Source organism: Microcystis sp. M165S2, from assembly GCF_020245885.1.
GTDB lineage: Bacteria > Cyanobacteriota > Cyanobacteriia > Cyanobacteriales > Microcystaceae > Microcystis.
This window is the reverse complement of record NZ_JADBTZ010000401.1, coordinates 1-11,543: the sequence shown is the minus strand read 5'-3', so window position 1 is coordinate 11,543 and position 11,543 is coordinate 1. Positions and strand designations below refer to the sequence as shown.

The following is an 11,543-nucleotide window of genomic DNA, read 5'->3' as shown; positions in this document are numbered from 1 at the left end:
GGGGAAAGGGCAGAAAATTTAGAGTTAGCTATTGTTGCTTATAACCTGTCATTAGAAGTATATACCCGTGAAGCCTTTCCTTATGAATGGGCAAGAACACAAAATAATCTGGGCAATGCTTATAATAAGCGCATCAGAGGGAAAAGGGCTGATAATCTAGAGTTAGCTATTGTTGCTTATAGCCTGTCATTAGAAGTATATACCCGTGAAGCCTTTCCTGAATATTGGGCAGGGTCACAAAATAATCTGGGGATTACTTATAGAGATCGCATCAGAGGGGAAAGGGCAGATAATCTAGAGTTAGCGATAGCGGCTTATATCCTATCTTTAGAAGTTTATACCCCCACTGCTTTTCCTATAAACTGTTTAAGAACAGGACGAAACTTAGGAAATACTGCTAACCTTATCGAAGACTGGGAAACCGCCATCAAAGGCTACAACTTAGCCATCGAAGCGTCAGAAATCACCCTACTAGAAGCATTAAACCCCCAACGACAACAAGAAATCCTCTCCGATGCAATGGATGTTTATCATGGCATAGTTCAATCCTATCTCAACCTCAATCAAAAAGATCGCACTTTAGAATACGTTGAACGTAGCAAAACCCGCTATCTAGTCCAATTGCTTACCGACCGAGATAGATATCCTAACGGTGTCTCTCAAACTATTAAAACTGAATTAGATCGCCTCCGTCGTGCCATTATTGGGGAAGAACAACAGTTAGCCATCCAAGAACAAACCCGCAATCGGGGAGTAACTTTAACCCTAGATCAACAAAAACAACCCATCTTAAATGACTATACTCACCTCAATCAATTAAAACAAGAATTAAATCAATTCATTGACCGTGAAATCACCCCCATAGATTCAACTTTTAGCTTAGCTCAAAAAGTTCAAACCATTAAATTAAGTGAGATTCAATCCTTAATTGATCCACAAACCGCTATTTTAGAATGGTATATTTCAGGGGATAGAATTATGGCGTTTATTGTTACTAATGAAGGTTTGATCCCCCCTAACCCCCCTTTGAAAGGTTTGATCCCCCCTAACCCCCCTTCAAAAGGGGGGAATAGCGAGGTAAAAGGGGTTAAGGTTTGGCAATCTTCAGCAGAAGATCGAGGAAAATTGATTGATTTTATTAAAGATTATCGTGAAGCTTATGAAAATAATAAAACAGAGTGGATTAATAATCTTAATTCTTGTTTAAATCAACTATCAGAAATTCTCCCCATTGATGAACTTTTAGAACTAATTCCCCAAGACTGCAAACGCTTAATTATAATTCCCCATTGGTTTTTACATATTATTCCCCTTCATTGTTTACCCCTAAAAGATGGACAATTTCTCTATCAACGCTTTTCTAAAGGTGTAGGATATATTCCCAGTTGCCAACTTTTAAAACTGGTAAAATTATCACAGCGAGAAAACTTTACTCGTCTTTTTGCCATTAAAAACCCCACCAGAAAAGACCTAAAACCCCTCTTAGGAGCAAATCTAGAAATCGAGAGAATTAGTCAAGGATTTGATGCAGAAAAAACTGTTATTATTGGTGAATCAGAAGCATCAAAACAAATCCTAGAAACCCGTCGTCAAGAATTACAAGCGTCCCATTGTATTCACTTTTCCTGTCATGGAAAATTTGATAATAAATCCCCTAGAGACTCAGCTTTAATGTTAGCAGATCCAGAAGGTAACTTAGGAAAATCAGCTAACCTAACTTTAGCGGAAGTACTTGAGAAATTTGATTTAAGAGAATGCCGTTTAGTCACACTTTGTTTTGATGAAAGTGGTATAATAGAAAGTAAAGCCGATAGTATTAGTGATGAATATGTGGGTTTACCCAGTGGTTTTCTATTTGCAGGAAGTTCTAGTGTCGTTAGCACCCTTTGGACAGTAGATCCCCTAGCAACAACCTTATTTATGGCTAAATTTTATGACGATCTTAAACGGATTTCTATCCGAGATGAAGGAAGTATTGCTATTGTTTTAAATCATACTCAAACCTGGTTAAGAACATTAAACAGTAAAAAATTAACCAGAATTAAAAATAGCCAAAAATTCCAGCAATTACTCGATCGAGTATTTGAAAGTAAACGGGATAGAAGAAAATTCCAAGACTTATTAGAAGCGGCAGTGAAACGCGAACCCTATCCCTTTGCCAATCCCTATTATTGGACAGCATTTATCGCAACAGGAGTTTAACTCAGGTCTTGCACCATTATCCAAAAGTCCAAAAAACCCGATTTTTAGAGGCAGAAAAAATCGGGTTTTTAATATCAGGGATAAGCTCTGAGTTTAAGAATCGGAACAATTTTGACAAAATTTATCCAGTCCTTGCTCTTGAATATAAACAGCAACGATAGTTGATAAAATTTCTGCTACTCCAGGCGGACACATAAAACATCCTGCGATAATATCTGTTACAGGGGGAATAAGTGCGGGTAAATATTTTTCTCGCAAAGTTTCATACTTCGGTTGACAGATAGAATCACGACATTTATTAAGAACAATAGCAAACCAACGAAAATCAGCATTATCTTCTACCCCTTCAATCCCGTTACGAGTGGCAATAGATTCAGCAGCATCTGCTAAATCTCCCTCCCATTCCTCAATAAAATCAAGTGCAATTAAAGCGTTCTCATTGTCCGCAAATTCAATACGGTACTGAGCAATTTTTTCCGGTGTTAACTGCGTTGTGTCTGACATAATACCATCCTTAAAGCTAAAACTAATTTTTTTCTATTATCTCACCTTATTAGCTCCTAAGTAGGTAGGCGTTAAAAATTATCAGACACCCCCCTTATCAAGGGGGGATTAAGGGGGGATCAGAGGCAAAATCTATCTTCAATTTAATTATAACTACTTACTTAATCCCACCAAATGCCGTGAGGAAAATCCCTCGCTTTAGCTTGTCCGCGACTTTATAATCGTCTCGTCGCTAACGGTTTTGACTTTACCGATGGGAAGTTAATCCGGTCAAGATTAGCTTAGAAGACTAGGAAAAAGCGAATTTTTTTGGGGTGAGAATTTACTTTTGTCAAAAATCATTACATATTCGCAACAAAATACACTTTTTTGAGCAAATTAATGTACCATACTTAGACAAGGCGGTCAATTATTTTGTACTAGGAATTATGCGCTCAACTTATCTCCTGTTATCCCCAAAGTCAGGAAAAAGAGGAAGTCTTAATGAAAATGATTTCTCAACATTAATTAATTGAGGATGGGGAGAGGTTGCTAACAGTCAATATTGCTACCTGAATCGCTTTTTCGATGGCCTGTTGTTTGCTTTCTAAACTAATCCCTTCCTCTTTACTTCTTTCGGCAATCACACCACAAATACAAGCGGCAGTAAATCCATAAACCCCCGCCATTTTAAATAAAGTTCCCGCTTCCATTTCATAATTGAGAATATTTAAACGTCGATATTCTTCCGTAATTCCCTCTAAATGATGCTGAAGATAAGGGTTAGCGGAAGACAGGATTCTTTCCTGTCCTTCATAAAAACTATCCACAGAAGCGGTAATACCTACATGATAATTTACTCCCAAAAATTGAGCCGATTTAACTAGGTCAACTGTCAAAAAAGGATCCGCCACTGCGGGATATTCCAGAGGAGCAATATCATTAGCAGCACCTTGCCTACATAAAGCCGCTTGGGAGATAATAATATCACCAATTTTTATTCTATTTTGAATTGCACCACAAGTACCAATACGAATAATAGTTTTAATTCCCACCTGTATTAATTCATTAACCACAATACTCAAAGATGGCGCACCCATGCCACTGGTAGCCAGAAGAATTGGGGTAGAATTATCTAGATAGCCAAGATAACTATTTAATCCGCGATAATCCGATAGTAAACTTGCATTTTGTAAATAAGTTTCAGCAATATAGCGCGAGCGTTCTGGTTCCCCCGATAATAGGGTGATAGTCGGTTTTGCCGTGCCTAAATCCTCACTGCTAAAGTTGAGATGATAGGGTTTTTGGTGAGATAAGTTATTGGACATTGAAGTTAACTAAATACTGAAAAAAGGTAAGGAAAATCAATTCCTTACCTGAGGATTGTACACTTCTGACAACAAATTTACACTTTTGCTGACTCTTTAACTAACTTATCCCAACCCAATTCCTTGAGGTTATTGTTGCGACGCAGGGGACGAGTAGCTAACTCTAAAATATCTCGCGCATTGGTGAAACCATGAATTTGAGCAAAAGTAAATTCTACCGACCATTTAGTGTTAATTCCCCGCGCTTCTAAGGGATTTGCATGGGCCATTCCTGTAATCACTAAATCGGGTTTTAACTCGTAAATGCGCTGAATCTGATTGTAGTTATCAGGTTTTTCGATAATTTTCGGGATGGTAACACCCATATCATTACAGGTTTTCTCTAGTAATGCCAATTCGGCCGCTTGGTAGCGTTTATCCATGTAAGGAATACCGATTTCATCACAAGTCATCCCGCAACGAATTAGGAAACGTGCCAAGGAAATTTCTAGTAAATTATCCCCCATAAAGAAGACCGATTTACCGCGCACAAGTTGCAGATAATCCTCTAAACTTTCCCAAATTTTTGCCTCTCTTTCCTCTAATCCCTGCGGTTCTACTCCCAAAACCGAACAGATTTTTTCTATCCAAGCGCGGGTTCCATCCGGACCGATGGGAAAGGGTGCGCCAATTAATTTACACTTACGACGACGCATTAAAGTGGTGGCAGTTCGTGATAGAAAAGGATTGACACCAGCGACATAATAACCTTCTTCAATTACCGGTAATTCAGTAAAGCGTTTGGCCGGCAACCAACCATCAATTTTAACTCCTTGTTTTTTTAATTCTAGGGTTAAATTAGTCACAATCGGGTCAGGAACGGAACCAAATAAAACTAAAGGAGGATGGTCTTTATATTCCGATTCTTCCTGTTTAATTTCTTCTTTTTTACGTCCAAAAGTTAAGAGTTTCTGGATAGCATTCCGTTCTTCTTTGTCGTTTTCATTCTTAACTTTTTCGGGACATTTATGCACCATAGAAGCGAGGACGGTATCTTCCCCTTGAGTAAAGGCATAATCTAAACCATTAGCGCGCGCTGTCACGATAGGAATACCGATTTCTGACTCTAGTTTTGGTGCTAATCCTTCCAAGTCCATTTTGATTATTTCGGTGGTACAAGTACCGATAAAAACGATAACGCTAGGGTTTCTATCTCGTTTAATTTGTAAGCAGAGGCGTTTTAGTTCTTCGTAGTCTTTTAGTTGAGCGGAAATATCCCCTTCTTCTAATTCGGCCATCGCATAACGTGGTTCGGCAAAAATCATCACACCCATAGCATTTTGCAGGAAGTAACCACAGGTTTTTGTGCCGATAACAAGGAAGAAACTATCTTCGATTTTTTGGTATAACCAAGCAACACAGCTAATCGGACAAAAGGTGTGATAGTTGCCGGTTTCACAATCAAATTGTAAAGCGCTCGGTTCTTGAATGGCGGTCATGTTTTTTGGGTCTCCTTTAACTTAGTTTATTGAGGTTTTCTCGTTTTATCTGTTCTCTAATCTTTTGTAGTTCACTATCTTGTGATGGATTAAAAGTTTCTAGTTTCTTCTTCTGACGGATCAAAATTCAATCCTCAGACTTCTACCAGTTTGTCCCCATCGGAATTAAGCTGACAAAAGAAATACATACATACTGATAACTTAAGTTCTAAAGCTGCATCGAGTTGGGTGGTGGGCCAGTGGGTAGGGTGGGTTAGGCGACGATAAGTTAGGCTATTAACTAATAAGTTAATTATTCGCCGTAACCCACCCAGAAAAAGAGTTTATTGGTGGTTATTGGTGGGTTTTGGTGGGTTACGCTATCGCTAACCCACCCTACAAAATAATCTAAACCATCATTAGGTCTAATTCTTCCTCGGCGTTAACTTTGGGTTTATCAGCATTAAGATAGAAATCCGATAATAAAGTGAATAATTCCCGGTCGGCAGATTCTTTGGGAATAACTCCTTCTGGTTTGGCTAAAATCTGATCGGCAATGTTGAGATAATAGTCACAAACATAACTTAACATCGGATCCTTGTCGGCCATTTCAAAGAGAGTTTGACCTTTAACTCTGGAGACGCGAATATCTTCAATTAAGGGTAAAACTTCTAACACTGGCATGGGAACATGATCCACGTATTTATTAATTAAATCGCGTTTTGAGGTGCGATTACCAATTAATCCGGCTAGTCGCAGGGGATGGGTGCGCGCTTTTTCACGGACGGAAGCGGCGATGCGATTGGCGGCAAAAAGAGCATCAAAGCCGTTATCTGTGACAATTATGCAGTAATCGGCGTAATTTAAGGGTGCGGCAAATCCCCCACAGACCACATCCCCCAAAACATCGAACAAAATCACGTCAAATTCATCAAAAGCGTTCAATTCTTTTAATAATTTCACCGTTTCCCCGACGACGTAACCACCACAACCAGCACCGGCCGGAGGGCCACCCGCTTCCACACATTTGACACCACCGTAGCCGTCATAGATAACGTCTTCGGGCCAGATGTCTTCGTAGTGAAAATCTTTTTCTTGCAGGGTATCGATGATTGTGGGAATAAGAAAGCCTGTCAGGGTGAAGGTGCTATCATGCTTGGGGTCACAGCCTATTTGCAGGACTTTTTTGCCTCTTTTGGCTAAAGCGGCCGAAATATTACAGCTTGTTGTCGATTTACCGATGCCACCTTTTCCGTAGACTGCAAGTGTTAAAGGCATGGAAGTTCTCCTAAATGTGCGCTTGAATGGTGAGTTTGTTTATCAGTGCTTTGATCGCCATTATTGACCATCTCCCCACCCCTTGGAAAGAGGCTCAATTTTTATCTGCTATAGCTAGAGTGAGATTGAAAGCTTAAAAATTAGATAAATAATCTTTTAGAGCTTATAAAGTTCTTTAAAGTCATAAAAACTTATAAAAACAGCTTTGTTCATACATTTACTTTAAATACAAACAATAAACAAAAAATCGCCAAAGCTTTACAAAAACTCGATAAACAGGGTTTTACCGTGCCAAACCCAGACAAAAAAGGTCAAGATAGAGGCAGTCTAGAGACTGATGTAAGATTTTCGTGAATAATCATTACAATTTTCCCGGTCAGCAGATTAAATAAATAGATCCTGAGAAGGACGCCGAAAGGCTGTAGTACAATTAGAACAAAGTACCTGTAGGGTTTCCTATGCGAGTTAAGCAAAAAACGCTGACTACACTCTTATTAGAAAATAAGGCTCCTAAATATCGTCCTTTTCTGGGTTTTTTTCTGGCTGGGGTTCCCTTGCTCTTTTTAGCCTATGTGGTTTCTTTCCAGCGCGCTTATCTCAACTGCATTAGGTTAAGCACAAAAAGGATAGATTGTCAATATGTCCAAGAGTATAATTTTCCTGTTTCTAGTCGGGAAAATTTTTCTTTGACTCACATTAAAGCTACGGCTGTCTATCAAGAAGTTTTTATCAGTGTTGAGCAGAAAAAAACTGTTAATAACACGGTTTTATTGGTCGGAAGAAATAACTATCTCTACATCGAGAATTTTCGGGATGTGCAGTCAGCTAGTGATTTTAAAACTCGATTTGATAGTTTTGTGAATAGATATCAAGCTCAGGAAATTATTGCCAAAAGTCCCCTAGATACCTTGTCAGCACTGCTAGAACACCACCATAATTATCCCTATTATCTCTGGGGTATGTTATGCTTATTGTCTGGTCTATTGTTACTTTATGATGTCAGCTATTGGGAGAGTTATGTCTTTAATCAGGGAACCTCTACCCTAACCCGCAAGCGACAACATTTAATTTTTAGAAGTGAAAGTGATTATCTTTTAGAGAGAATTGTTGAGGCAAAAGTAGAAGAGTACAAAGGCTTTTTGGGGTCTAATTACCGACGGATTATTTTAACCTTATCCAACGGGGAAAAAATTATCCTCAATTGCCGGTTACTGGAATCTATCAGTAACGGAAAAAGGGAAGAAAAAATTCTGGCAATGATTGCCGAAAAGTTAAACTTAACTCAAGAGTAAGTGTTAATCTAAGTAAATGCGCTCAAATTCTAGTTATTTAAAGTCTCTTTTTTTCGGTTTCCTATTAGTGACCGTGTTAGTTTATATATTGCGCGGCATGGGAATATTATCTTTTTTACCCGGAGGATTAATTTTGTTATTAATTCTCTCTTCCGTGGTGACGGGAATTATCTACGGAATCGATAAAACCCGCCGTTTTTAGGAAAATATTGGCTCTTCCTTCCAGACAGAAACGAGAAGGCCGCATCTCATTTTTGTAAATCTACTAAGTTGGGATTTTTAGGGGGAAACTCTCTGCTAAAGTCGGGCCTTACTTTCGATTTTATCACTCAATCCAAGCTTTTGGGGGGTTCTACTCCCCAAACCCCGGAGCGCATTAGTTTTTCGGTGGGATGCTTACAGACAGCTGCTGATATATCTGTAATAATTTAAAAGTCACTGATAATTGCTGATTGTCGGTATTTCTGCAAATGTGAGATAGACCCAACGAGAAGAATCCAACGGTTCTAACGTCAATGTCAAGATTGCGGTAGTTAGTTTCTGAGCAATCCCACTGATAAAAATATCGGCTGCATCTCCTATTTGTGATCTGAGATGCAGCCATTGCTAAAGGCTAACACACCTAGGCTAATTAACCCGGGACTAAAGAAGATTTGAACGCAAAAATTTTCTCGATCACCTCTTCTACCACCTTATCGGGAGTGGAAGCACCAGAAGTCACTCCGACGGCAATTTTTCCCTCATTTAACCAGTTATCGGTGATGATTAAATCGTCCCCTAAAGGTTTATGTTCGATGCGATTACCGGGGAGAATACGCTCGGCACTATCGATATGATAGGAGGGAATGGCACGCTCGATCGCTATTTCCTGTAGGTGAGTGGTATTAGAGGAATTATAACCCCCAATTACCACCATTAAAGAAAGCGGTTCTTTCACCAGTTCAAACATGGCATCTTGACGCTCTTGAGTGGCATCACAGATAGTATTAAAACTCATGAAATGATCTTTAAAATCGATCGGTCCGTACTTTCTCAACATAGTATGCTCGAAGAGTTTGCCAATTTCCTCCGTTTCACTTTTCAGCATCGTGGTTTGATTGGCAATACCGATATAATCTAGATCGCGATCGGGATCGAAACCCTGGGAATGTGCATTTTTAAACTTCTCTAAGAACTCATTTTTATCGCCACCGTGGAGAATATAATTAGCGACATAATTAGCTTGAGCCAAATTTAAAACGATCAGATAAGTGCCAGCAAAAGAGCTAGTGGCGATCGTTTCTTCGTGATTATATTTACCGTGAATAATCGAAGTGTGGTCGCTTTTTTTGTGCTTTTCCACGGAATTCCACACCTTAGAAACCCAGGGACAAGTGGTATCCACAATCATGCAACCCTTATCGTTAAGTATTTGCATTTCCGAGACACTGGCCCCAAAAGCAGGTAAAATCACCACATCCCCCGATTCCACCACACTAAAGTCTTTTTGGCCATTTTCGACCGGAATAAAACCCACGGCCATGGAGCGCAGACGCTGATTAACCGAGGGATTGTGAATAATTTCGTTAGTAATCCAGATACGTTCCAGGGGAAAATGTTGACGAGTTTCGTAGGCCATGGCAACAGCGCGTTCTACCCCCCAACAAAACCCAAAAGCTTGAGCGAGATAGATCGTCACGTCACCCCGTTGTAAACGATAATTATTTTCCCGAATTTCTTGGATCAGGTCGCTTTGATACTCATTGGTCATCGCATCCATTACTTCCTCTTTATGACCGAATCCCTTGCGGTTATAGTTATCCGACTGCTGTAGGGTACGTTTAAAGGATTTTGTATCCATGATTCTCTGATAGGGGTATTGGTGGTGCTAAATTGGGCTAGACAGTAGCTTGCCATATACTAAAAATACCTTATCTAGTCAGCGCAGGAGGCTTTTAGAGACGAGAGAGAAATTCCTCGTCGATGTCGTAACCAAACTGTTGAGCGAAAAATTTTAAGCGAGATAAAGCAGGAATTTGCTGACTTTTCAGCCAATCAGACAAAATAAAGAGTTTTTGCATCACAAAAATCTCCAAAGCTTCGGGATTATATTGAATTCCTTCCCCGCGATGGAATTGATGGGGGACCAACATAGCAGCATAACGGGCGATTTCTCCATGTTTTGGGTCAAGAATAAAGATTAACCAGGGATAAACCGCATCTAAACGTAGAAACCACAGTCTGACTTCCGCTATCTCCGATAATTCCCGCATATCACCCTCCGCGCGAGGATAATCTATCTCTAATTGTAGAGTTTGTTCCAGTTCGGCGATCGCTGATTGGGACTGATAATCTTGAATAATAGTCTCTAAAGATGATAGATCGAGATTTTGAATCTGATTGGGGTTAAGAGCGATTTTGACAGTCATAGGCGCAAATAAAAGGTTATATCGGGCGAAATTACCGTTTTTTATCCCCAGATCGGCAATGATCTATCTCAGAAAATACTCTCGATCGGGACAAAAAAACTGGGTATGACTATTCTCTCACTCCAGAGCGAGAGAGGGAAACTGGACTAAAATCCCCAAGGTTGGATTTCTCCTACAATTTAACCTCTCTTGCACACCGGGGTTTTTTAGTCGGCAAAATCGGGAACCAGGGACAAGAATAAATTAGTCAATTTATGGGAAAATAAGCGCATCTTCTCCGCTTTTATCCCATGCAAGCCAACTTTTTTACTAATATCCTCTTACCCGTTGCCCTAGGCGTTTTAATGTTAGGCATGGGATTGGGATTAATTCTCGCCGATTTTCAGCGTATCACCCGTTATCCCAAAGCAGTTCTGATCGGTTTAGTCAATCAAATTATTATCTTACCGATCGTCGGTTTTATCGTTGCTTCTATCTTACCTCTCCGTCCAGAAATTGCCGTCGGTTTAATGATTGTCGCCATTTGCCCCAGCGGTCCTTCCTCCAATGTTTTAACCTATTTAGCTAAGGGAGATGTGGCCCTTTCTGTTACTTTAACCGCTTTTAGCAGCATCATCACCATTTTCACCATTCCTTTTTTAGCTAGTTTGAGCTTACAGCATTTTATGGGTGAAAGTGCCGCCATCTCCTTACCCATTGGTTCTACTATGGCGCAGATATTTTTGATTATAGTTTTACCCCTGGTTATCGGTATGACTATCCGCCATTACTTCCCTTTACTGGCCAAAAGTCTGGAACCGATAACTAATCGTTTAGCCGTGATTTTTCTAGCAGTTATTATCTGCTTATTAATAATCCGAGAATCGGAACGTTTGCCCCTATTCATTGCTCAAGCTGGCATCGCAGTGATCATTTTACATACGATTGCTTCCCTAATTGGCTTTTTCAGTGGTCGTTTATCGAAAATTTGGGTTAAAACCCCGTCCTTTTAGGACGGCTTTAAGCTACAATGGAAAAAGCGATAACCAAGCTAAAAACTGAACCTTGACAACAGATAGTAAGGGGTTTCGTTCAGAAAAGACTTCAAATTCGGCC

The 11,543-nt window shown here is 39.8% G+C and carries 9 protein-coding genes and 1 pseudogene; 4 read left to right on the top strand and 6 right to left on the bottom strand.

What is annotated here, in order from left to right; genetic code table 11:
• Positions 1-2,202 (top strand): CHAT domain-containing protein (locus IM479_RS19920; RefSeq protein ID WP_287687139.1); only part of this gene is annotated, 2,202 nt, incomplete at its 5' end.
• A 93-nt stretch (positions 2,203-2,295) separates the two neighbouring features.
• Here the strand turns inward: IM479_RS19920 and IM479_RS19915 are convergent.
• The 4 genes from IM479_RS19915 to bchL all read right to left on the bottom strand — a co-directional run bounded on the left by IM479_RS19915 (position 2,296) and on the right by bchL (position 6,748).
• Positions 2,296-2,706 carry a hypothetical protein gene (locus IM479_RS19915; protein WP_287687138.1) on the bottom strand — a complete coding sequence of 137 codons (411 nt, stop codon included), beginning with the start codon at positions 2,704-2,706 and terminating at the stop codon, positions 2,296-2,298.
• Between the two features lie 503 nt (positions 2,707-3,209).
• The gene (locus tag IM479_RS19910; protein WP_287687136.1) at positions 3,210-4,013 is read right to left on the bottom strand and encodes a nucleoside phosphorylase; all 804 of its coding nucleotides are present in this window, start codon (positions 4,011-4,013) and stop codon (positions 3,210-3,212) included.
• A gap of 77 nt (positions 4,014-4,090) precedes the next feature.
• Positions 4,091-5,491, bottom strand: a complete 1,401-nt coding sequence (locus IM479_RS19905) for a ferredoxin:protochlorophyllide reductase (ATP-dependent) subunit N (RefSeq protein WP_286827430.1) — start codon at positions 5,489-5,491, stop codon at positions 4,091-4,093.
• Positions 5,492-5,878: 387 nt separating this feature from the next.
• The gene (bchL, locus tag IM479_RS19900) at positions 5,879-6,748 is read right to left on the bottom strand and encodes a ferredoxin:protochlorophyllide reductase (ATP-dependent) iron-sulfur ATP-binding protein (RefSeq protein ID WP_002759152.1); all 870 of its coding nucleotides are present in this window, start codon (positions 6,746-6,748) and stop codon (positions 5,879-5,881) included.
• Between the two features lie 458 nt (positions 6,749-7,206).
• Here bchL and IM479_RS19895 point away from each other — a divergent pair, with 458 nt between their 5' ends.
• The gene (locus IM479_RS19895) at positions 7,207-8,040 is read left to right on the top strand and encodes a hypothetical protein (RefSeq protein WP_036388488.1); all 834 of its coding nucleotides are present in this window, start codon (positions 7,207-7,209) and stop codon (positions 8,038-8,040) included.
• Between the two features lie 16 nt (positions 8,041-8,056).
• Positions 8,057-8,242: a hypothetical protein gene (locus tag IM479_RS19890; RefSeq protein ID WP_002798718.1), complete on the top strand. Its 186-nt coding sequence runs from the start codon at positions 8,057-8,059 to the stop codon at positions 8,240-8,242.
• 429 nt (positions 8,243-8,671) lie between these two features.
• On the opposite strand, the gene IM479_RS19885 is transcribed toward IM479_RS19890, so the two are convergent.
• Together IM479_RS19885 and IM479_RS19880 are read right to left on the bottom strand one after the other, a co-directional pair.
• The gene (locus IM479_RS19885) at positions 8,672-9,880 is read right to left on the bottom strand and encodes a 4-hydroxy-3-methylbut-2-enyl diphosphate reductase (RefSeq protein WP_287079993.1); all 1,209 of its coding nucleotides are present in this window, start codon (positions 9,878-9,880) and stop codon (positions 8,672-8,674) included.
• A 94-nt stretch (positions 9,881-9,974) separates the two neighbouring features.
• Entirely contained in the window at positions 9,975-10,448 is a 474-nt protein-coding gene (locus tag IM479_RS19880; protein ID WP_287687135.1) for a CRR6 family NdhI maturation factor, read from the bottom strand.
• 290 nt (positions 10,449-10,738) lie between these two features.
• Here IM479_RS19880 and IM479_RS19875 point away from each other — a divergent pair.
• Positions 10,739-11,422 (top strand): annotated as a pseudogene (locus IM479_RS19875) (bile acid:sodium symporter family protein); the annotation flags it as partial.
• Positions 11,423-11,543 lie beyond the last annotated feature (121 nt).